Annotated in this window: 20 protein-coding genes; 10 read left to right on the plus strand and 10 right to left on the minus strand. The window is 71.7% G+C overall.

Annotated features, from left to right (window positions below; translation table 11 throughout):
• Positions 1-227 precede the first annotated feature (227 nt).
• Positions 228-2702 carry an HAD-IC family P-type ATPase gene (locus CPY97_RS00265; protein WP_231923973.1) on the plus strand — a complete coding sequence of 825 codons (2475 nt, stop codon included), beginning with the start codon at positions 228-230 and terminating at the stop codon, positions 2700-2702.
• A 338-nt stretch (positions 2703-3040) separates the two neighbouring features.
• Here CPY97_RS00265 and CPY97_RS00270 read toward each other — a convergent pair whose 3' ends face one another.
• Positions 3041-4663: a cation acetate symporter gene (locus tag CPY97_RS00270; RefSeq protein ID WP_096419827.1), complete on the minus strand. Its 1623-nt coding sequence runs from the start codon at positions 4661-4663 to the stop codon at positions 3041-3043.
• Positions 4660-5061, minus strand: coding sequence for a DUF485 domain-containing protein (locus tag CPY97_RS00275; RefSeq protein ID WP_231923974.1), 402 nt, complete (start codon positions 5059-5061; stop codon positions 4660-4662). Before CPY97_RS00275 ends, CPY97_RS00270 begins: the two co-directional genes overlap by 4 nt.
• 174 nt (positions 5062-5235) lie before the next feature.
• Between CPY97_RS00275 and CPY97_RS00280 the strand changes: the two genes are divergently transcribed.
• The 4 genes from CPY97_RS00280 to CPY97_RS00295 are packed head-to-tail and all read left to right on the plus strand — an operon-like array spanning position 5236 to position 9207.
• Complete coding sequence (locus tag CPY97_RS00280; RefSeq protein WP_096419829.1) at positions 5236-6441, plus strand: sensor histidine kinase; 1206 nt, start codon at positions 5236-5238, stop codon at positions 6439-6441.
• Positions 6438-7217 carry a LytR/AlgR family response regulator transcription factor gene (locus CPY97_RS00285; RefSeq protein WP_096419831.1) on the plus strand — a complete coding sequence of 260 codons (780 nt, stop codon included), beginning with the start codon at positions 6438-6440 and terminating at the stop codon, positions 7215-7217. Before CPY97_RS00280 ends, CPY97_RS00285 begins: the two co-directional genes overlap by 4 nt.
• The gene (locus CPY97_RS00290) at positions 7214-7600 is read left to right on the plus strand and encodes a heavy metal transporter (RefSeq protein ID WP_096419833.1); all 387 of its coding nucleotides are present in this window, start codon (positions 7214-7216) and stop codon (positions 7598-7600) included. Before CPY97_RS00285 ends, CPY97_RS00290 begins: the two co-directional genes overlap by 4 nt.
• A 29-nt stretch (positions 7601-7629) precedes the next feature.
• Positions 7630-9207, plus strand: coding sequence for a cation acetate symporter (locus CPY97_RS00295; protein ID WP_096423230.1), 1578 nt, complete (start codon positions 7630-7632; stop codon positions 9205-9207).
• 46 nt (positions 9208-9253) lie between these two features.
• Here the strand turns inward: CPY97_RS00295 and CPY97_RS00300 are convergent, their stop codons facing one another.
• The 4 genes from CPY97_RS00300 to CPY97_RS00315 form a co-directional block, all read right to left on the minus strand.
• The gene (locus CPY97_RS00300; RefSeq protein WP_331716214.1) at positions 9254-10285 is read right to left on the minus strand and encodes a DMT family transporter; all 1032 of its coding nucleotides are present in this window, start codon (positions 10283-10285) and stop codon (positions 9254-9256) included.
• A gap of 345 nt (positions 10286-10630) precedes the next feature.
• On the minus strand, positions 10631-10936 hold the full coding sequence (locus tag CPY97_RS00305) for a chorismate mutase (protein ID WP_096419835.1): 306 nt from the start codon (positions 10934-10936) through the stop codon (positions 10631-10633).
• Positions 10937-10955: 19 nt separating this feature from the next.
• Complete coding sequence (locus tag CPY97_RS00310; RefSeq protein ID WP_096419837.1) at positions 10956-11180, minus strand: CDGSH iron-sulfur domain-containing protein; 225 nt, start codon at positions 11178-11180, stop codon at positions 10956-10958.
• An 84-nt stretch (positions 11181-11264) separates the two neighbouring features.
• The gene (locus CPY97_RS00315) at positions 11265-12329 is read right to left on the minus strand and encodes an iron-containing redox enzyme family protein (protein WP_096419839.1); all 1065 of its coding nucleotides are present in this window, start codon (positions 12327-12329) and stop codon (positions 11265-11267) included.
• 179 nt (positions 12330-12508) lie between these two features.
• On the opposite strand from CPY97_RS00315, the gene CPY97_RS00320 reads away from it, so the two are divergent.
• Positions 12509-13345 carry a glycosyltransferase family 2 protein gene (locus CPY97_RS00320; protein ID WP_096419841.1) on the plus strand — a complete coding sequence of 279 codons (837 nt, stop codon included), beginning with the start codon at positions 12509-12511 and terminating at the stop codon, positions 13343-13345.
• On the opposite strand, the gene CPY97_RS00325 is transcribed toward CPY97_RS00320, so the two are convergent.
• Both CPY97_RS00325 and CPY97_RS00330 read right to left on the minus strand, forming a co-directional pair.
• A complete protein-coding gene (locus CPY97_RS00325) occupies positions 13342-14628 on the minus strand; it encodes an adenylosuccinate synthase (RefSeq protein ID WP_096419842.1) in 1287 nt (428 codons plus the stop codon). The genes CPY97_RS00320 and CPY97_RS00325 overlap by 4 nt on opposite strands.
• A gap of 89 nt (positions 14629-14717) precedes the next feature.
• Entirely contained in the window at positions 14718-15347 is a 630-nt protein-coding gene (locus tag CPY97_RS00330) for a TetR/AcrR family transcriptional regulator (RefSeq protein ID WP_096419844.1), read from the minus strand.
• A gap of 99 nt (positions 15348-15446) precedes the next feature.
• On the opposite strand from CPY97_RS00330, the gene CPY97_RS00335 reads away from it, so the two are divergent.
• Both CPY97_RS00335 and CPY97_RS00340 read left to right on the plus strand, forming a co-directional pair.
• The gene (locus tag CPY97_RS00335) at positions 15447-16745 is read left to right on the plus strand and encodes an MFS transporter (RefSeq protein WP_096419846.1); all 1299 of its coding nucleotides are present in this window, start codon (positions 15447-15449) and stop codon (positions 16743-16745) included.
• 34 nt (positions 16746-16779) lie between these two features.
• Positions 16780-17232 carry a DUF2256 and DUF3253 domain-containing protein gene (locus CPY97_RS00340; RefSeq protein ID WP_096419848.1) on the plus strand — a complete coding sequence of 151 codons (453 nt, stop codon included), beginning with the start codon at positions 16780-16782 and terminating at the stop codon, positions 17230-17232.
• Positions 17233-17237: 5 nt separating this feature from the next.
• On the opposite strand, the gene CPY97_RS00345 is transcribed toward CPY97_RS00340, so the two are convergent.
• A complete protein-coding gene (locus tag CPY97_RS00345) occupies positions 17238-17606 on the minus strand; it encodes a nuclear transport factor 2 family protein (RefSeq protein ID WP_096419850.1) in 369 nt (122 codons plus the stop codon).
• Between the two features lie 31 nt (positions 17607-17637).
• The gene (locus CPY97_RS00350; RefSeq protein WP_096419852.1) at positions 17638-18333 is read right to left on the minus strand and encodes a TrmH family RNA methyltransferase; all 696 of its coding nucleotides are present in this window, start codon (positions 18331-18333) and stop codon (positions 17638-17640) included.
• A gap of 171 nt (positions 18334-18504) precedes the next feature.
• Here CPY97_RS00350 and CPY97_RS00355 point away from each other — a divergent pair, with 171 nt between their 5' ends.
• Both CPY97_RS00355 and CPY97_RS00360 read left to right on the plus strand, forming a co-directional pair.
• On the plus strand, positions 18505-19893 hold the full coding sequence (locus CPY97_RS00355) for an HNH endonuclease signature motif containing protein (protein ID WP_161494028.1): 1389 nt from the start codon (positions 18505-18507) through the stop codon (positions 19891-19893).
• A gap of 159 nt (positions 19894-20052) precedes the next feature.
• Positions 20053-20310, plus strand: a complete 258-nt coding sequence (locus CPY97_RS00360; RefSeq protein ID WP_096419856.1) for a hypothetical protein — start codon at positions 20053-20055, stop codon at positions 20308-20310.

The raw sequence follows: 20310 nt of genomic DNA on the forward strand, positions 1-20310 counted from the left end.
AATCGTGCAGGGTGTCGAGGCGGCACTCCTGTGCCTCGTCAGGCTCGACGACAGCTGAGTGCGTGGCCTTCACACGGCTACGCGCACTCACGACGTGACTCTGTCGGGAAGGGCGCTGAGCCAGGAGCTCGTGGATCGACTCCGCGCCTCGTCGCACTCTGCCCCGGCAAGATCAGCGCCGACCGCACGCCCACCCGCGCCGCTACCTTGGCCGGTAGGCTCTCGACGTGACGAGCGACAACGCCACGACGCCCGCAGCCGGTGCGACACTCAGCGCGCCAGCCGACGCCCCGACAGGCGAGCGCGGCCTCACTGAGGCTGAAGCGCGCGACCGGTTCGCGCGCGGGCTCGGCAACGCCATGCCGTCGAGCACCGGGCGGTCTTTCTGGCGCATCATGCAAGCGAACCTCTTCACCCTGTTCAACGGGGTGGTCGGGGGCTGCTTCATCCTGCTGCTCGTGCTCGGCTACTGGCAGGATGCGCTGTTCGGCGTCTTCGTGATCGCCAACGTCTTGATCGGCGTCGGGCAGGAGTTTCGCGCGAAGCTCACGCTGAGCCGGCTCGCGGTGCTGAACGCGCCGAACGCGACGGTGCTGCGCGATGGGGTGCCCACGAGCATCCCGCTTGCCCGCATCGTCATGGATGACGTACTCGTGCTCGGCGCCGGCGACCAGGTCGCCGCCGACGCCGTCGTGATCGAGGCGCAGGGGCTTGAGGTCGACGAGTCGCTGCTCACCGGCGAGGCAGACGCGATCAACGCCCCCATCGACCGCGAGCTGCTCAGCGGCTCGACCATCGTCGGCGGCCGCGGGCTCGCCCGCGTCGTGCGCGTCGGGGCCGAGTCGTACGCCGCGAAAATCACGGCCGAGGCGAAGCAGTTCAGCCTCGTGAACTCTGAGCTGCGGCAGGCGCTCGCCCGCGTCATCACGTGGATCAGCTGGCTGCTCATTCCCGTCGGCCTGATCGCCATCAACGGGCAGATGCAAGCGCTCGGCGGGTGGGAGACCGCGATCGCGAACGGCACGTGGCGCGAGGCCAGCGTCGGCGCGATCGCCGGGCTCATCGCCATGATTCCGCAGGGCCTCGTGTTCATGACGAGCGTCTCGCTCGCCGTCGGTGCGGTGAAACTGTCGCAGAAGCAGGTGCTCGTCCAAGAGCTCGCCGCGGTCGAGGGGCTCGCCCGCGTCGACATCCTCTGCCTCGACAAGACCGGTACCCTCACCGAGGGCCAGCTCGTGCTCGACGCGGTCGAACCGGTGGGCCGCGCGCTCGCCGCCGACGACCCGGCACTCGCGAGCTCGGGTCACGACTGGCGGGCCGTGCTCGCCGCCGTCGGCGCCGACCCGCAGGCCAACGCCACGGCAGCCGCCCTGCGCGAGCCGTACCCGGCCGCCGACGCCCCCGCGCCGGTCGCGACGATCGACTTCTCCTCCCACCGCAAGTGGAGCGCCCTGCAGCTCGACGACCCGCGCGCCGCCGGCACCTGGGTGGTCGGAGCCCCCGACATCGTGCTCGCCGACTCGGTGCGCGAGCCGCTCAGCGCCGAGACCCTCGGGCGCACGACGGCGCTCGCCGAAGCGGGGCGGCGGGTGCTCGTTCTGGCGCGCACCGAGCATCCCCTCGCCCCCGTCGTCGACGGCGAGCAGCCGCCCCTGCCCGCGGGGCTCGCACCGGTCGCGATCGTGTCGTTCCGCGAGAAGGTGCGCGACGACGCCCCCGAGACCCTGCGCTTCTTCGCCGAGCAGGGCGTCGAGCTGTGCGTCATCTCGGGCGACGACCCGCGCACCGTCGCCGCCGTCGCGCGCGAGGCGGGCGTCGCCTTCGACGGCGAAGCAATGGATGCGCGCAAACTCCCCAGCGACCCCGCCGCCCTCGACGCCATCATGGCCGACACTCGCGTGTTCGGCCGCGTGGTTCCCGAGCAGAAGAAGCAGATGGTGCTGTCGTTGCAGCGTCTCGGCCGCACCGTCGCCATGACGGGGGACGGCGTCAACGACGCCCTCGCGCTCAAGTACGCCGACATGGGCATCGCGATGGGGTCGGGGGCCGCGGCGACCCGCGCCGTCGCCCGCCTCGTGCTGCTCGACGGGCAGTTCTCGCGCCTGCCGCGCATTCTCGCCGAGGGCCGCCAGGTGATCGCGAACGTCGAGCGGCTGGCGAAGCTGTTCCTGTCGAAGACGACGTACGCGGTCATGTTCGCGGTCGTGTTCGGCGTGCTGCTGTGGGAGTTCCCGCTCTTGCCCCGCCAGTTCTCGATCACCGACGGGCTGACGATCGGCCTGCCCGCGATCGTGTTCGCCTTGCTGACCAACACCCGCGTGTACCGGCCGGGATTCCTCACCAGGGCGGCGAGGTTTTGCGTGCCGAAGGGCCTCACCGTCGGCGTCGTGCTGATCTCGGTCGTCGCCTGGGCGCGGTTCGCGGGCGACTACTCGCTGGCGCAGATTCAGACGGCGGCGACCATCACGCTCACGCTCACCGCGCTGTGGGTGCTCGTGACGCTCGCCCGCCCCTTCACGTGGCTCACGTCGCTCATCATCGCGGGCTCGTACGCCGGCCTCGCCGTCGTTCTCTTCGTGCCCTGGTTCGTCGAATTCCTGCAGTTCGAGATGCCGGATGCGCGCCTCGCCGCCGTCTCGATCGGTGCGTCGCTGGTCGGCAACCTCGTGATCGAGATCTTCCACCGCCGCGTGCCGTCGTAGGGCGCGCGGCCGTGGGCGTACCCGCGTGCCGCGCCGCGCATCCCTGCCAGCGCACCCCGGGCATCCCGGCCGCCATCGCATGCGCTCGTTACGTTTTGCAGGAGTAGGGGCTGAGCCCGCGCGTCTGTGGCGCTGAAATCCGGGCACCGGCCGTCTGAACTCCTGCAATACGTACGGTGTGCCGACATAGAGCGCGGGCCGCAGCCGGTGGCCAGGCGCAGTGCGGGCCGCACACAGGAAACGGGCCCCGCGACCACCGCGCGGGGCCCGAACCGTTTTCCGGGGAGGGCAGGCCCAGGCATGCCCGCCCACCCCGGAAGCTTTGCCGGCAGAGGCGCCTAGTGCGCCGTCGCCTTCTCGGCGCCCACGCCGGTCAGCGAGCGCACCTCCATTTCGGTCTGCTTGTCGGCGCTCTCGACCCGACGCTCCAGGATGCTCGCGAGCCAGCCGAGCAGGAACGCCAGCGGAATCGAGACCACACCCGGGTTCGACAGCGGGAAGATCGCGAAGTCGGCGCCGGGGATCATCGACGTCTCGCTGCCGGACACGACGGGCGAGAACACGATGAGTACGAGCGCGCTGGTGAGGCCGCCGTACATGCTCCACAGGGCGCCGCGGGTGGTGAAGCCCTTCCAGAACAGCGAGTAGACGATCGTCGGCAGGTTGGCAGAGGCGGCCACCGCGAAGGCGAGTGCGACGAGGAACGCCACGTTCTGCCCGTTGGCTCCGATGCCGCCGATGATGGCGACGAGGCCGATGACGACGACGGTGATGCGGGCCACCTTCACCTCCTGGCGCGGCGACGCCTTCCCCTTCTTAATGACGGAGGCGTACACGTCGTGCGAGAACGACGCGGCGGCGGTGATCGTGAGACCGGCGACGACGGCGAGGATCGTGGCGAACGCGACCGCCGCGATCACGCCGAGCAGGATCGGCCCGCCGAGCTCGAACGCCAAGAGCGGTGCGGCCGAGTTGACGCCACCGGGTGCGGCGAGGATCCGCTCGGGCCCGATGAGGGCGGCGGCTCCGTAGCCGAGCACCAGCGTGAAGACGTAGAAGATGCCGATCAGCCAGATCGCCCACACGACGCTCTTGCGCGCTTCTTTCGCAGTCGGCACCGTGTAGAAGCGCATGAGCACGTGCGGCAGCGCGGCGGTTCCGAGCACGAGAGCCAGCCCGAGCGACAGGAAGTCGAGGCGGGTGACGTCGTTGAGCCCGTACTTCAGCCCCGGCTCGAGGATCGCCGGGTTGTTGGTGGCCGCGACGGCCGCGTCGAGCAGCCCGGTAAAGCTGAAGCCGTGGAGCGCGAGCACCCACACGGTCATCAGGCCTGCACCGGCGATCAGCATGACGGCCTTGATGATCTGCACCCAGGTGGTGCCCTTCATGCCGCCGACGAGCACGTAGAGGATCATGAGCGCGCCGACGACGGCGATGACGACCGACTGCCCGACCCGCTCTTCGATGCCGAGCAGCAGCGAGACGAGCCCGCCGGCCCCGGCCATCTGGGCCAGCAGGTAGAAGAAGCTGACGACGAGGGTCGAGATGGCGGCGGCGATGCGCACGGGGCGCTGCCGCAGGCGGAAGGCGAGCACGTCGCCCATCGTGAACTTGCCGGTGTTGCGCAGCAGCTCGGCGACGACGAGCAGGGCGACGACCCACGCCACGAGGAACCCGATCGAGTAGAGGAACCCGTCGTAGCCGGTGATCGCGATCGCGCCGACGATGCCGAGGAAGGATGCGGCCGACAGGTAGTCGCCGGCGATCGCCGAGCCGTTCTGCCCACCCGTGAAGGAGCGGCCGGCGGCGTAGTAGTCGCTGGCGGTGGCGTTGTTCTTGCTCGCCCGGAAGACGATCACCATCGTGACGGCGACGAATGCGCCGAAGATGGCGATGTTCAGCAGCGGGTCTCCGGGCGAGACGGATGCGGCGCTCGCCTTAACGAGGATCGCGGCGCTCATCGGGCCACCTCCGCGGCGCCGCCCGCGGCCAGCGCCGGTTCAAGCTCGGCGCGGATCTCGGCAGCGGCGGGGTCGAGGTGCTTGTTCGCGTACCAGACGTAGAGCATGGTGACGGCGAAGGTGGTGGCGACCTGAGCGAGGCCCCAGACCATGCCGAGGTTCAGCGAACCGCTGACGGCAATGGCGAACACCTCGGGCGCGTAGCCCGCGGTGAGCACGTAGGCGAGGTACCACGCGAGGCACAGGCCCGTGGCGGGCAGCACGAACAGCCGGTGGCGGCGCTTCAGCGCGCGAAAGCGAGGCGAGCGCTGTACGGCGCGCAGGGCCTCCATGTCGGGTTCGACGTCGGCGTGGCCGACATCGTGGGCGGTCTCATCGACCGGGGCCTGGATGGACACTCGTGGCTCCCTACTGCTGCGACGGCAACCTCGTTGTCACCGTCTGGTAGTCGGACACTCTGCGGGGCGGATGCGGCGCCGGTGAAGAGGGCGCGCATCCCGAATCGACGAGCGGTAGAAACGGTGCGACGAGCGGCGCCCATGACCGCTCGTCGTCGCCTATCGTCATGTTGCATGAGCCCGTCAGTGCTGATCGCCTTCGTCGGCGGCGTGCTGCTCGGGGCGCTCGGGATCGTGCTGCTCGCGGTCGGCTGGCGGGCGGTGCGCGGGGGGCGGGCGCTCGCGACGCCGGCCGAGCGGGCCACCTACGAGACGCTGAACCTGGCGTCGCGCGCGGCCGGGCATCTGCGCTCGGGGCTGGCCGGCGCCGATGCGGCGCGGGCGGCGAAGGCGCTGCGGCAGCTGCTCGACGCCGACGCGCTCGCGCTGGCCGATCCGCACGGCGTGGTCGCGCTCGACGGGCCGGCCGCGCTGACCGCGACGGCCGAACGGCTGGCCCGCGCCGCCGCCGAGGCGGGCGATACCCAGGTGCTGTCGGCCGCGGCGCTCTCCGAGGGGCGGGATGCCGTGGCCGCCCCCATCCGCCTGCCCGGTCGCGAGGCGGCCGGCCCGGTCGCCGGGTCGCTCGTGGCGTTCGCCGCCCCGCCGGTGCGTCCGACGCTCGTGCGGGCGGCCGAGGAGGCCGCCGGCTGGGTGGCCGCACAGCTCGAGCTCGCCGAGTTGGACGCCAGCCGCGCCGCCCTCGCCGAGGCTGAGGTGAAGGCGTTGCGCGCGCAGATCAGCCCGCACTTCATCTACAACGCGCTGACGGCGATCGCGTCGACGATCTCGACCGACCCGGCGCGTGCCCGCGAGCTGGTGCTCGAGTTCGCCGACTTCACCCGGTACTCGTTCCGCCGCGCCGGCGACTTCACGACGCTCGCCGACGAGCTGCGGTCGATCGACTCGTACCTGCAGCTCGAGCGGGCGCGCTTCGGCGAGCGCCTGGCGGTCACGCTGCGCATCGCGCCGGAGGTGTTGCCGACGGTGATCCCATTTTTGAGCCTGCAGCCGCTCGTCGAGAACGCCGTGCGGCACGGGCTCGAGCCGCTCGAGCGCGGCGGCACCATCACGATCACGGCCGACGCGGCGGGCGCCTTCACCGAGATTCGCATCGACGACGACGGGGCGGGCACCGACCCGGAGGCGCTGCGGGCCGCGCTCGCAGGCCGGCCCACGGTCGACCACGTGGGCCTCCGCAACGTCGACGCGCGCCTGCGCCAGGTGTACGGCGACGACTGCGGGCTCGTCGTCGAGACGCAGGTCGGCGCCGGCACCGAGGTGCTGATGCGGGTGCCGCGCTCGCAGCCCGAGAACGACCCGCAGGCGGTGCGGCGATGACGGAACCCCTGCGCCTGCTCGTCGCCGACGACGAGCGACCCGCCCTCGACGAGCTGCTCGCGCTGCTCGGCGCCGACCCCCGCGTCGGCGAGCTCGTTCCCGCCTCCACCGGGTCGGAGGCCCTGCGCATCCTCAGCGACGACCCGGCGATCGACGCGGCGCTGCTCGACATCCACATGCCGGGGCTGTCGGGCCTCGACCTGGCCCGCGCCCTCACCCGCTTCGAGCGCCGACCGCCCGTCGTGTTCGTGACCGCCGACGACGAGAGCGCCGTCGACGCCTTCGACCTCGAGGCGGTCGACTACGTGCTGAAGCCGGTGCGCGCGGAGCGCCTCGCCCGCGCGGTCGGCCGCCTCGTCGACGCCGTCGCGGATGCTCGGGGAGCGCCCCTGACGGCGCCGACGGCCGTTCTCGGGGCCGGCCCCGAGCATCCCGCCGACGACCTGATCGCGGTGACGCTCGGGTCGACGACGCGAATGGTGCGGCGCGACGCGATTCAGTACGCGGAGGCGCAGGGCGACTACGTGCGGCTGCACACGGCCGACGGAGGCTTCCTCGTGCGGGTTCCACTCGGCGATCTGGAGCAGCGCTGGGCGGGCGCCGGCTTCGTGCGCGTGCACCGCTCGTACCTCGTCGCGCTTGCGCACGTGACGCGGCTGCAGCTCGCCGGCTCGGGGCCGACCGTGACGGTGGGGGCGACCGCGCTGCCGGTGAGTCGGCGACTGCTGCCGGGGCTGCGCGAGCGGCTCGACGAGCTGACGGTGCGGCGCTCGTGAACGCCCGCCCAGCGCGCGTGCGCGTCACCGCCCCGAGGCCCGGCGAACCGCTGCACGCGGTGGCTGCCGACGAGGTGGGACCGGCCCCGGACAGCGCCGAACGGGTGCTCGTGTCGACGCTGATCCGCAGCCAGCTGCGGCTGGCGATCCTGTGCGCCCTCGGATTCGCCGGTGCGCTGGCCGCGGTCGCCGCCGTTGCGGCACTGCCCGCGCTGAGCGCGGCCGACGCCCCGACGGTCGCGGGCGTCCCCGTCGGCTGGCTCGTCCTGGCGTTCGGCGCCTACCCACCGCTCGTGGCGATCGCCGCCCTCGCCGTGACCGCGGCGAACCGCGCCGAAGACCAGTATCGGGCGCTGGCCGAGCGCGACGGGGAGGATCCGTGACCGGCGCGACCGCGATCATCCTCGGAGCGGTGAGCGTCGTCGCCGCGCCCGCGAGCGGCGCGACCCCCGCCGCGTTCGGCTACTCGGCGATCGTCATCGTGACCCTGCTGACCGTGCTCGTCGGCGCGCTCGCGGTGCGGCTGTCGCGCACGACGAGCGACTTCTACGTCGCCTCGCGCACGGTGCCGCCGTGGCTCAACGCGTCGGCGATCGGCGGCGAATACCTCTCGGCGGCGAGTGTCTTGGGAGTGGCCGGGCTGATCCTGCTGCAGGGCGCGGCGGGGCTGTGGTTCCCGATCGGATACGCGGCGGGGTACCTCATGTTGCTGCTGTTCGTCGCCGCCCCGCTGCGCCGCTCGGGCGCGTACACGGTGCCCGACTTCACGGGCGCGCGGCTGCGATCGCGCTCGGTGCGCCGGGCGACGAGCGTGCTCGTCATCGTGATCGGCTGGTTCTACATCGTGCCCCAACTGCAGGGCGCCGCGCTCACCGTGTCGATCGCGACGGGCCTGCCGCCGTGGGCGGGGTCGGTCGCGGTCGCCGTCATCGTCGGCGTAATCGTCGCCGCCGGGGGCATGCGGTCGATCACCTTTGTGCAGGCGTTCCAGTTCTGGCTGAAGCTGACGGCGGTGGCCGTACCGGCTGTCGTGATGCTCGTCGTGGTCGGCGGCCGCGACCTGGGGGCGGCGGCCGCGACGGCCTTCCCGGCGGCGCTCGGCCCCGCCGCCGTCGACCCGTACGCGACCGCGTCGCTCGCGCTCGCCCTCCTGCTCGGCACCCTCGGCCTGCCCCACGTGCTCGTGCGCTTCACGACGAACCCCGACGGCGCCGCCGCGCGCCGCACCACCCTCATCACGGTCATCCTGCTGGTCGCGTTCTACGTCTTCCCCACCACCATCGGGATGCTCGGGCGCGCCTTCGCCCCCGACCTCGCGACGGCGGGCTCCGCCGACTCGGTCGCGCTCGTGTTGCCCGGGCGCCTCGTCGACGGGCTCGCCGGCGAGTTGCTGGGCGCGCTCATCGTCGCCGGCGCGTTTGGCGCGTTCCTGTCGACCTCCTCCGGGCTCGTCGTGTCACTCGCCGGGGTCATCAGTCAGGAGGTCGCGGGCGGCACGGTGCGCGGGTTCCGCGTGGCGGCGCTCGCCTCGACGCTCGTGCCGCTCCTCGTCGTACTGCTCATCGAGCCGGCCGGGCTCGCCGGCAGCGTGGGGCTCGTCTTCGCCTTCACCGCCTCGACGCTGAGCCCGCTGCTCGTGCTCGGGGTGTGGTGGCGGGGGCTCACCGCGCGCGGCGCGCTCGCCGGCATGCTGACCGGAGCCGTCTCATGCGCACTGGCGGTGGGGCTCGGGGTGCTGCGCGTACCGGGGGCCCGCGGCTCGGGTGACGCGGGCACCGGCGGTGCGCTGGCGGAGGCCGCCCCGCTCGCCGCGGACTGGGCGCCGTGGCTGCAGTCGGCGCTGGCCACCCCGGCGGCGTGGACGATCCCCCTCGCCGTGCTCGTCACCGTGCTCGTCTCGCGCTTCGGCGGCGGAGCCCCTCCCGCCGACGTCGACCGCATCCTCGCCCGCCTGCACCTGCCCGAGCGCCGGCGCCCCGAGGCGCGCTGAGTGCCCGCGTCGCCGTCCTGCGCGACGCGCCCCGCGCATCCCGAATTCAGCGTGGCCGGCGCGGCAGCCGCAGGCGGCGCTGCGCCAGCAGAATGCCGAGGAAGATCAGCGCGGCGCCGACCGGCTCGTTCCACACGAGCACCTCGCCGAGCACGAGAATGCCGAGCGCGACGCCGACGACCGGCGAGATATAAGTGACGGTCGCCGCACGGGTGGCGCCCCAGGCGCGCACGACGTTCTGGTTCCACGCGTAGGCGAGGCCGGTGCCGAAGACGCCGAGCAGCACGATGCTGCCGACGATCCAGATGTCGAGTGTGATCGGGTCGGTGCCGATGATCGGAGTAAGCGCGAGCATGATGACAGCGGCAATGCCGACGTTGAGCAGTGCGAGCATGACGCCGCTCAGCCCCGTGCCCTGCAAGAACCGACGCAGGTAGGCGAGGCTGAAGCCGTAGCAGGCGGTCGCGCCGAGCAGCGCCAGCTGCGGCACGACCCCGCCGCGCAGGTCGACGCCCGCCCACGGCGCGATGATGACGAGCACCCCGGCGAGGCCCACCACCAGCCCGAGGATCTGCTCGCGCGTGAGCCGCTCCACCCGGATGACGAGCCCGGCCATAAGCGCCGTCATCAGCGGAGTCGTCGCGTTGTACACGCTCGCGAGTCCGCTCGACACCGACTGCTGCGCCCAGCCGAACAAGAGGTACGGGAAGACGCACAGCGTCAGTGCCACCACCGTCATGTGGGCCCAGATGCGCCACTCGCGGGGAAGTTTCTCGCGCGTGACGAGCACGATGATCCCCAGGGTGAGGGCGCCGAACACGGTGCGTCCGGTCGCGATCTGGGCGGGGCTCAGCCCCTCGAGCCCGACCGCGATGAACAGGAAGCTGGCGCCCCACACGACGCCCGCGGCCGTGAACTGCAGCGCGATGCGCAGGTCACCGGATGCTCGCCCACCGCCCGTCGGCTGCGCAGGCAATGCGGGCTCGGCCGGTCCGAGCGCGCCCGCCGCCGTCGCCGGTGCCGGAAGCCGCTCGGCCTCGTCGCCGTCGCCTCCGCCGGCCGCACGTTCGTCGCTCACGAGCCGACACTACTGCCGCCGGCCGCCCTCCCCGCACCGCTCGGGTGCGCACGCGGCCGCGACGTCCGAAACCCGCGCCCGCGGTCGCGGCCCGCACCGGGGCCGTGTTCCGGCGGTGACCGGGGCTGTGACGGGGGCGGCGCCCGAAGCCGTGACCGGCGCCCGTGACGGGGGCCGTGACGTTTCTCAGGAGTTCAGGCCCCGCGGCCCCCAGAATTCGCGGCAACCGGGCCGCGTCGCACCCTCTACTCCTGAGAAACGTCACGCGCGCCCCCGCAGCGCGCGCCGACACCGCTCTCGACTCAGCGGCCGACGGCCCACCGTTCCCGAGAACGGGTACGCGGCCTACTCAGCGTGCGGCGTCTGCCCGGCGATCTGCTCGTGGTGGTGAATCACCTCGGCGACGATGAACGTCAGAAACTTTTCGGCGAAGGCCGGGTCGAGCTCTGCCGCTTCGGCGAGCGCCCGCAGCCGCGCGATCTGCACGCGCTCACGCTCGGGGTCGCTCGGAGCCATGCCGGTCGCCGCCTTGAGGCGGCCGACGGCCTGCGTGCACTTGAACCGCTCGGCGAGCAGGTGCACGAGGGCAGCGTCGATGTTGTCGATGCTTTTGCGCAGCGAGGCGAGCTCTGTGCGGGCGGCGTCGTCCATACACCGAGCCTAATCGTCTCTACCGGGCGGGCGGCACTGTCCGGAAGCCGATCACCTTGTGCGTCCCATCGCAGTACGGCCGGATGCTCGACGCCCCACACCGACACAGCGCCACGACGCGTCGCTGGTCACGCTGCGCACCCCCGCCGGGGTTGTCCGCGTCGTCGACGTCGAGGGTGATGTCGCCCCGCACGAGGAAGGGACCGTTGGGGCAGGCGAAGACCTCAACGGCCTCGTCGCTCATGCGGCGAGCTCCGCGCCCGTGCCTGCGTATCGCCGCGAGCGACGAAAGTGGGGCGGGCACTGCGCGTCCCGGCTTCGCCGCGGCTCAGGCACCGCGGCTCGTCTTCCGCCGCGTCGACGGGATGCGCCGCTTCGGCACGCTGATCGTCGCGCGGTGGATGCGCGGCGCCGGCCGCAGACCGCTGCGCCCGTCCTGCCACGCCGCGAGCATGTGCTCGGATGCCCAGCCGTCGACGGCCAGGCAGGCTGCGGCGCCGAACAGCACGTCGGCCGCGAGCTCGGGCTCGGCCTCGACGAGGCCGCCGGCGAGGTCGCGGCCGGCGATCTGCTCGTGCACTGCGTCGGCTTCGACGTGCTCGTCGAAGTAGTCGACGACGTCGTCGCCGTAGCCGAGGCGTCGCAGCCCGGCGGCGATGCGCTGGTTCGGCAGTGACGAGGTCATCTCGAACGCGGCGAGGTGGCCGGCGATGGCACCGCGCAGGCGCCGGTGCAGGCCGAACAGGCTCATCGTGTTGACGGAGGTGAGGATGCGCGCATCCACCTGGTCGAGGTAGTGCCCGTACTGCGTCTCCAGCCCGGCACCCCGCATGGCCCGCGCGTACAGCACGGCGTGCATGCGGTCGACGCGGCCCGCGCCGTACTCGTCGGACTGCACTTCAACGAGCGCCGACTTGGCGCGTCCGCTCAACCGCGGGATCGCCCAGCTGTGCGGGTCGGCCTCCTTCAGCGTGTAGATGGAGCGGGCGATGAACAGTTCGCGCACCTGGTCGTGGGTTGCCTCCGTGCGCACGTAGTGGCTGAGCCCCGGTTCGTCGCCTTCGGCGGTGAGGGCGAACAACGTCTGGGCGATTGTCTCGACGCGCTCGCGCAACGCCGCCTCGAAGCCGGCCTCGATGCTAGCCCGGCAGGCGAGCAGCGCGGGATCCCACTCCCACCGCTCGTCGACGCCGGCGATACCGCCGTAGTGCAGCTCGTAGAGCACGAAGAGGCTCAACTGCAGGTCGCCGTCGACGAGGATGTCGCCGCTGGCGCCGACGGCGCGGTCGATTTGCTCGGGAAGGTCGGAGACGATCGGCGGGGCGCCGACGGGCGAGCCGATAACAGCGAAGAGGGCGGCGCTGACGGGGCCGCGCGGCAGGGGGAGGCGCATGGGCTGCCGCGTGGCGACAGCACTGACGGGTGTTTCCGCGGCGCTCAGGCCGGCGTCGTCGTGGGTGTCGGGCGTGGCCGGCTCGCCCTGGTCGTGCTGGGGGCGACCCTACGCCCCGGCACGGGCCGAACGAGGGGGGGGTTGACACGACCCCCTCGGGTGCACTCTGCTCGGTGACCATGTATTCCGATTCCGCTCTGCCGTCTGCGGCCGACACGGGTCCGACCGAGGTGGCGCGCGGCGGCTCCGACCGCCCGATCGCCGACCTGTCGATCGTGATTCCGGTGCGCGACGACGCCGAGTTCCTCTCCCGCTGTCTGGACGCGCTCGCCGCGCAGACGGTCGGCCCGCGCGAGGTGATCGTGGTCGATAACGACAGCTCCGATTCGACCGCCGTGGTCGCCCAGCAGGCGGGCGCGCGCGTGATCACGCAGACCGAGGTGGGCATCCCGATCTCGAGCGCGACCGGCTACGACGCCGCCTCGGGCCGCTTCATTGCACGGCTCGACGCCGACAGCGTGCCGCACGAGCGCTGGATCGAGAACGTCGTCGGGGTGTTCGCCGAGCATCCCGAGGCGGTTGCGGTCACGGGCTCTGGCGTGCTCGAGACGGAGGACGGTGAGCAGCGCCCGCACGCGAGCCGCGCCTACCTCGACCCCTACTTCGCACTCGTGCGCCTCGCCCTCGCCCACGAGCCGGTGTTCGGTTCGGCGATGGCGATCCGACGCTGGGCGTGGGAGCGCATCAGCGGCGAGGTGTGCCGCCACGACGCGACGGTCCACGACGACATGGATCTGAGCATCCATCTCCCGCCGCAGGCGGTTGTGGTTCGGGATGCGCGGCTCACGATCGCGGTCTCGGCTCGCCCGATGGATTCCAAGCGTTCGATGGCCTACCGCGTGTGGCGCGGCGTCTACTCGTTGGCGAAGCACTACCCGCAGGAGTTGCCGCTCAACCGGTGGATGCGTCGGGCCCGAGTGCACTACCGCGCGCGAACCGCCGAACCCTCGCGCTAGTCGAGCAGGTCGTGCCGCACGACGATCGCGTCGCGGCCCGGGCCGACGCCGATGGCGGAGATGCGCGCGCCGCTCATCGCCTCGATGGCGAGCACATACTTCTGCGCGTTCTCGGGCAGGTCCTCAAACGTCCGCGCACCGGTGATGTCTTCCGACCAGCCGGGGAACTCTTCGTAGATCGGCGTCGCGTGGTGGAAGTCGCTCTGCGACACGGGCACTTCGTCGAACCGCTCGCCGTCGACCTCGTAGGCCACGCACACGGGGATGCGCTCGAGCCCGGTCAGCACGTCGAGCTTCGTCATGACGAAGTCGGTGACGCCGTTGATGCGCGCCGTGTAGCGGGCGATGGGGGCGTCGTACCAGCCGCAGCGGCGCGGGCGGCCGGTCGTCGTGCCGAACTCGAAGCCGGTCTTCCGCAGGAACTCGCCCGACTCGTCGAAGAGCTCGGTCGGGAAGGGCCCGGCGCCGACGCGGGTCGTATATGCCTTGACGATGCCGATGACGCGATCGATGCGGTTCGGGCCGATGCCGGCGCCGGTGGCGGCGCCGCCGGCGGTCGCGTTCGAGGAAGTGACGAACGGATACGTGCCGTGGTCAACATCCAGCATGGTGGCCTGACCGCCCTCGAACAGCACCGTCTCACCGCGCTCGAGCGCCTCGTGCAGCACGAGCGCCGTGTCGGCGACCATGGGGCGCAGGCGTTCGGCGTACGACAGCAGGTCGTCGACGATCTCGTCGACGGTAATCGCGCGGCGGTTGAACACCTTCACGAGCAGGTGGTTCTTCTGGTCGAGGGCCGCCTCGACCTTCTGACGAAGGATGTTCTCGTCGAACAGATCCTGAATGCGGATGCCCACCCGGTTGATCTTGTCGGCGTACGTCGGCCCGATGCCCCGCCCCGTCGTGCCGATCTGGCGCTTGCCGAGGAAGCGCTCGGTCACCTTGTCGAGGGTGCGGTGGTAGTGCGTGATGACGTGCGCGTTCGCGCTGATGAGCAGCTTCGAGACGTCGACGCCGCGGGCGCTGAGCGCCTCGAGCTCGCCGAAGAGCACCTCGATGTCGATGACGACGCCGTTCGCGATGACCGGGGTGACCCCGTCGGTGAGGATGCCGCTCGGCAGCAGGTGCAGCGCGTACTTCTCGTCGCCGACGACGACGGTGTGGCCGGCGTTGTTGCCGCCGTTGAACTTGACGACGTAGTCGATGCGCCCGGCGAGCAGGTCGGTGGCCTTGCCCTTTCCTTCATCGCCCCACTGGGCGCCGATGATGACAGCGGCAGGCATGGCTGGTCCCTTTCAATAGACGGGGATGACTCCTGAGTCTATCGGGGATGCTCGGGGCGATTCAGGCGGAGGGCGGTCGCTCGCGCCGATCAGCCCTCGACCCACTGCCCGCGGGCGGGCGCCGGGTTGGCGCGCGCGAGGCTGCCGGGCTCGAGGCCGAGGCGCTGCTCGGCGGCGGCGAACACGATCGCGTTGGCCTCGTCGACGTCGACGATGCCCATGGCGTGGTGCTGCACGGCGACGCCGTCCGCGATGGCGGTGAGCATCCGAGCATCCTCGTCGGGGTTGTCGCTCGTCGCGGCGCCGGCGGCGACCGCGCGCGCGATCTGATCAGCGAGGATGCGCTCACAGTCGCGGTGGTGCCGGTCGAGCGCAGCGGCCAGCGCGGGAGTTCGTGGGGCCTCACTCCACGCGTCGATCCACACCAGGTAGTGGTTCTCGGGGGTGGCCGACAGCCAGCCGGCGAGGGCGGCGACCGGCTCGAGGCCGTCGAGCAGCGCGTGGTCGCTCGCGAGCTCGGCGGTCACGGCGTAGTCGAAGGCGGCGGCGACGAGCTCGTCACGCCCCGCGAAGTAGTGGCGAATGAGCCCGTGGGCGATGCCCGCCTCGGCCCCGACGTCGCGCAGGGTGACGCCGGCGAAGCCCTTCTGGGCGACGACGACGAGGGTCGCCCGCAGAATCTGCTCGCGCCGCTCATCCGACGTCTTGCGCTCGGCCATGCGTCGAGCATAGGCGGTTGTGCGCGGTCTTGTCCGGGTGGATAACGGGATGCTAGTGTGTTGTCCAACTGGACAATAACGAACGAAAGGTGTCTGATCGTGAACGCGCAGCAGCGAGAGGCGCGGCGTGCCCGCCTGCTCGTCCCGAGCGTGGTCGGCGCCATGGTGACGCTGTCGGCGGCGTCGTTCGTGATCTTCCCGCTGATCCCGTCGCTACAGGACGACCTCGGGGTCTCGACCGCGCAGATCGGCTACCTCGCCGCCGCGGGCTTCGGTGCGGCCCTCATCGCCGAACTCATCGTGGCGCCCGCCGCCGACCGCGGGCACGCGCGCCTCATGGCGATCATCGGCGTCGTGATGGTCGCCGGGTCGCTCGCGCTCAGCGCCCTCGCGACGAGCGGACTTCAGTTGATCGCCGGGCGCGCCGTCGGCGGTTTCGGCTTCGGCATCTTCGTGATCGCGGCGAGCGCCCTGCTCGTGCGGCACGACCACAAGCGCAGCGGCGAACTGCTCGGGCGCCTCGGCGCCGGCGAGCTCGCCGGCATCGCGCTCGGGCCGCTGGCGTCGGGGTTGGCGCTGGCGGTGGCCAGGCCGAGTGTGATCCTCGCCGTGTCGGCGGGTGTCGTCATGCTCGCGCTCGTGCCGGTGCTGCTCGGGTTCCGAGAGGCGGCGGCGACGGACGCCAAACCGTCGCGAAGCCGCACCGGTTTCGAGGGCGACCACGCGCATCCCGAGACCGGGGGCATCGCCGCCGGCGTGCTCGGATTCGACGTGACCGACGCCGACCGCACGCAGCGGTTCGGCTCGGCGGCACCCCGCACGGGGCTCGACCTGCTGCACTCGCCGCGCATCGTCGGCATCGTGCTGCTGTACGCGGCGGTGATGATTCCGACGGGGGCATACGACGGCATCTGGCCGCGCTACATGGCCGACATCGGTGCGGGGCCCGTGCTGATCGCCGCGAGCTACGCGATCTTCGCCGTGCCGTACGTGCTGCTCGCCGGCTGGGCGGGGAGGCTCGCCGACCGGCGCGGAGGGGTGTCGGCGTTCTGGCGCGGGCTCGTCATTCTGCTGCCGATGATCGCCCTGTACGCGGTGGTGGGCAACCCGTTCGTCGCGACCGGCATGGGGCTCATCGAGTCGACCGGACAGGCGCTCGCCTTCGTCGGAGCCGCCGCGGCCATGGCGCACGCGGTCGACCCCGCGCGAGCCGGAACGGCGCAAGGGCTACTGCGCGGCATCGGGCTCGCGGCGGCGACCGTCGCGGCCGCCGTCTCGGGGGTGGCGTACCAGGCCGGCGGGCAGGCGCTGCTGTTCGGCGGCACGGCCGTGGTGGTCGCGGTGGTCGCCGGGGTGGGTTTGCTGCTCGCGCGGATGCGGGTGCGGCGGAGTCGCTGAGCTGCGTCGCAGGTGCGTGCCGCACCCTGTACCCATGGGACGACAGCGGCCAGGGCGCGACGCGCGCGATCGCGCCGACTCCGCGGCTCCCGCGCCCGAGGACCGCGCCGACAAGACCTGCGCCTCCTGCGGGCGGCGCATCGAGTGGCGCGCCACGTGGGCGCGCGACTGGGGATCCGTGAGGTACTGCAGCGACGCGTGCCGGGCCCGCGGCGTGCGCGAGGTCGATCGCGAACTGGAGGCGAGCATCCGATCATTGCTGGATGCTCGTGCCGCGTACGCAACGATCTGCCCGTCGGAGGCGGCGCGCGCCGTCGCGGCCGCCCGCGGACTGCCCGGCGACGAGCCGTGGCGCGAGCTGATGGAACCCGCCCGACGCGCGGCGCGGAGACTGGTGGCCACGGGCGAGATGGAGATCACCCAGGGCGGCCGGGTGGTCGACCCGTCGACGGCGAAGGGGCCGATCCGGGTGCGGAAGGTGCGCTGACGGGGCTAGCGGATGCGCGTCTGCTGATGCACGGCGACGCGCCAGCGTCCCTCGATATAGAGGTACGTGGTGGCGAGGCGTCGCTCGAAGACCTGCTCGCCGCGCTGCGCCCGCACCCGGTAGACGAGGGTCGCCGCTCGGTCGCCGAGCCGCACGACGCGGTGCTCGCTCATCTCGTACGATTCCCAGGACTGACCCTCGAGGGCGGCGAGGGCCGCGTCACGCTCGATGATGCCGTCCTCGACGATGATCACTCCGTCTGACGTCATCGCCTGGTTGTAGAAGGTTCCGCCGTCACCGCGGCAGACCGCATCCCACCCGTCATGCTCGGCGCGGATCAGTTGGGCGGGCAGATCATCGGTGATCACGGTCATGCGGCTAGTCCACCGGAGCGGGCGGGGCGCGTCAAGACTTGTGCGCTCTTACCCACTCGTGCATGACGATCGCGGCGGCGGCGGACGCGTTGATCGAGCGCGTCGAGCCGTACTGCGTGATCTCGATCACCTCGTCGGCCGCGGCGAGTGCTTCGGGGCTGAGGCCGGGGCCCTCCTGCCCGAACAGCAGGATGCACGCCTCGGGGAGGGGGGCCGCGTCCACCGGGCGGGATCCGTCGACGTTGTCGACCGCGACGATCGGCAGCCCGTTCTGGCGGGCGAAGTCAACGAGGTCGGCGATCGTCTCGTGGTGGCGCACGTGCTGGTAGCGGTCGGTGACCATGGCGCCGCGGCGGTTCCAGCGACGACGGCCGACGATGTGCACCTCGGCTGCGAGGAACGCGTTCGCGCTGCGCACGATCGAGCCGATGTTGAGGTCGTGCTGCCAGTTCTCGATCGCCACGTGGAACGGGTGACGGCGCGTGTCGAGGTCGGAGACGATGGCCTCCATGCGCCAGTAGCGGTAGCGGTCGATGACGTTGCGGGTGTCGCCGTGGGTGAGCAGCTCGGGGTCGAAGTGCGGGTCGGCAGGGTGAGGCAGGGGGTGCGGGCCGACGCCGTGGGTGGTGTGCTCGGGGGTGGGGGTGGGTTCGGGGTCTTGTGCGGGGGTTCGCGTGGGGTTCTGTGCGGGGTTCTGCGGTGCGTCGGCGGGCGGGTCGGCGGGCATGGGTAAAGCGTAGGTGCGCCGCCGTCTCGGGGGTCGACGGCGAGTGTGGATGAGGCCGTGGGGAGGCGGCGCCTCCTTCACAAATTGCCCGGTCATCCCGCTTTTCACAGACCATCGGGGGTGTGGATGCACGCCCGTCGCAATGTCGGTGGTCACTGGTTCACTTCTCTCATGACCACCCCCGACCCGCTCGCGCTGACGAACCTCGCCGACGGGGCGACCGACCAACTGCTCGACGCGATCCTCGCGACCGACCGGGTCGTCGCAAGCGTGCACGCGATGCGCGCCACCGCGATCAACCAGCTCTTCGAGAATGTGCTGCACAGTGAGCGGCTCACCGATGCGGCCGCGGGTCGCCCGTTGCCAGCGCCGGGCTCTGCCGACGGGTGGAACGCCGAGACCCGCGCGCGCCGCGTCGCCGCGAGCGAGCTCGCCTGCGCCATGCGCATCAGCGAGCGTCAGGCCACCGACCTCATCGAGCAGAGCCGCGCGCTCGCCACACGCCTCCCCGCGACCCGCGAGGCGCTGGCTGCCGGCCGCATCGCGCTGGGGCACGCGGCCGCCATGGTCGACGAGGCGGCAACCATGTCGACCGTCGTCGACGAGCGTGGCCGGATGCTCGCGGAGGCTGTCGACGCTGGCCCCGATGACGCGGGCGAACTGCCGAGCGCGGCAGAGGTAGTCGCCGAGTTCGAGCGGCAGGCGCTGCGGCACGCCGAAACGACCAGTCCGGGGCGGTTCCGGCAGCGGGCGCGACGACTGCGCGAACGACTCGAGCCGATGACCCGCGAGCGGCGCAGCGCCGAACGTGTCGCCGAGCGCGGAGTCTGGGTCGAGCCCGCCCGCGACGGCATGGCCTACCTCACCGCCTACCTCCCCGCCGCCGACGCGTGGGCCGCGTACAACCGCATCAGCGAAATCGCGAACCAGCTCGGCCGCACCGACCGGCGGTCCGACAGCGTCGACGCTTCAGGCGACGTGCCCGACGACCGCACCCTTCCCCAGCGTCGGGCCGACGTCTTCCGAGACCTCCTGTTCGACGGCGTCATGCCGGCGCACGGAACCGGCACGGGCATCCGCCCGACGGTTCTCGTGACGGTCCCGGTCATGACGCTGCTCGGGCACGACACCGCCGAGGTGGCGAGCATTGAGGGCCACGGCCCGATCTCCGACGCGGAAGCACGGCGCCTCGCGGCGACGGCGCCGAGCTTCATCCGCGTGCTGACCCATCCCGAGACCGGTGCGACCCTGTCGGTCGGGCGCGACCGCTACGTCGTTCCGCGCGACCTGCGCATGTGGTTGCGGGTGCGCGACGAGTACTGCCGGTTCCCCGGGTGCGGGCGCGCAGCATCCCACAGCGACGTCGACCACACGCGCGACTGGCAGCACGGCGGAACAACCTCCGCCGACAACCTCGCCCACCTCTGCCCGAGCCACCACCGGCTCAAACATCACACCCGCTGGCGGGTGCAGCACGACGGCGGGGGCACCCTGCTCTGGACGGCGCCCTCGGGCCGCACCTACCGCACCGAACCGGCCCACGCGCTGCCGTCGGGGTGATGAGGTGCGTGTTACTGCCACGAGGTCTCCCCGCAAACAGATGACCGATCCCTCCGCAACTGTGCCATCCACCTATGACTTCGCCACTCTCCCGAGAATCTTCGTCCCGGCTGACCCGGGATATCTAGACTGGCCGACAGCGACATCGAAGGAGCTCCCATGACGAATCCGGCCCCACAGGACCGCAGCCCGGCCGAAGTCGCCCGCGAACGTGCACTTGGTGAAATCAGCGACGTACTGCTCAACCTCGAACACACCCTCGCGCGTGCCAAGAAGGCACTGCAGCGGGTGCGTAAGTCGGGTGGTGACCACAACATTGAACTCGCGCTCACCGAGCTGATTGCCGACCTCGAACGCAACCACAAGCGCTTCATGCACGACACGTACTACGCCGGCGACACGCTTCGTCTCATCTGA

This window comes from Microcella alkaliphila, assembly GCF_002355395.1.
Classification (GTDB): domain Bacteria; phylum Actinomycetota; class Actinomycetes; order Actinomycetales; family Microbacteriaceae; genus Microcella; species Microcella alkaliphila_A.

Coding starts and splice junctions, on each gene's coding strand:
- CPY97_RS00270 (WP_096419827.1), bottom strand. CDS start 4,663: ATGAGCGCCGCGATCCTCGTTAAGGCGAGCGCCGCATCCGTCTCGCCC.
- CPY97_RS00280 (WP_096419829.1), top strand. CDS start 5,236: ATGAGCCCGTCAGTGCTGATCGCCTTCGTCGGCGGCGTGCTGCTCGGG.
- CPY97_RS00285 (WP_096419831.1), top strand. CDS start 6,438: ATGACGGAACCCCTGCGCCTGCTCGTCGCCGACGACGAGCGACCCGCC.
- CPY97_RS00305 (WP_096419835.1), bottom strand. CDS start 10,936: ATGGACGACGCCGCCCGCACAGAGCTCGCCTCGCTGCGCAAAAGCATC.
- CPY97_RS00310 (WP_096419837.1), bottom strand. CDS start 11,180: ATGAGCGACGAGGCCGTTGAGGTCTTCGCCTGCCCCAACGGTCCCTTC.
- CPY97_RS00315 (WP_096419839.1), bottom strand. CDS start 12,329: ATGCGCCTCCCCCTGCCGCGCGGCCCCGTCAGCGCCGCCCTCTTCGCT.
- CPY97_RS00320 (WP_096419841.1), top strand. CDS start 12,509: ATGTATTCCGATTCCGCTCTGCCGTCTGCGGCCGACACGGGTCCGACC.
- CPY97_RS00325 (WP_096419842.1), bottom strand. CDS start 14,628: ATGCCTGCCGCTGTCATCATCGGCGCCCAGTGGGGCGATGAAGGAAAG.
- CPY97_RS00330 (WP_096419844.1), bottom strand. CDS start 15,347: ATGGCCGAGCGCAAGACGTCGGATGAGCGGCGCGAGCAGATTCTGCGG.
- CPY97_RS00340 (WP_096419848.1), top strand. CDS start 16,780: ATGGGACGACAGCGGCCAGGGCGCGACGCGCGCGATCGCGCCGACTCC.
- CPY97_RS00345 (WP_096419850.1), bottom strand. CDS start 17,606: ATGACCGTGATCACCGATGATCTGCCCGCCCAACTGATCCGCGCCGAG.
- CPY97_RS00350 (WP_096419852.1), bottom strand. CDS start 18,333: ATGCCCGCCGACCCGCCCGCCGACGCACCGCAGAACCCCGCACAGAAC.
- CPY97_RS00355 (WP_161494028.1), top strand. CDS start 18,505: ATGACCACCCCCGACCCGCTCGCGCTGACGAACCTCGCCGACGGGGCG.
- CPY97_RS00360 (WP_096419856.1), top strand. CDS start 20,053: ATGACGAATCCGGCCCCACAGGACCGCAGCCCGGCCGAAGTCGCCCGC.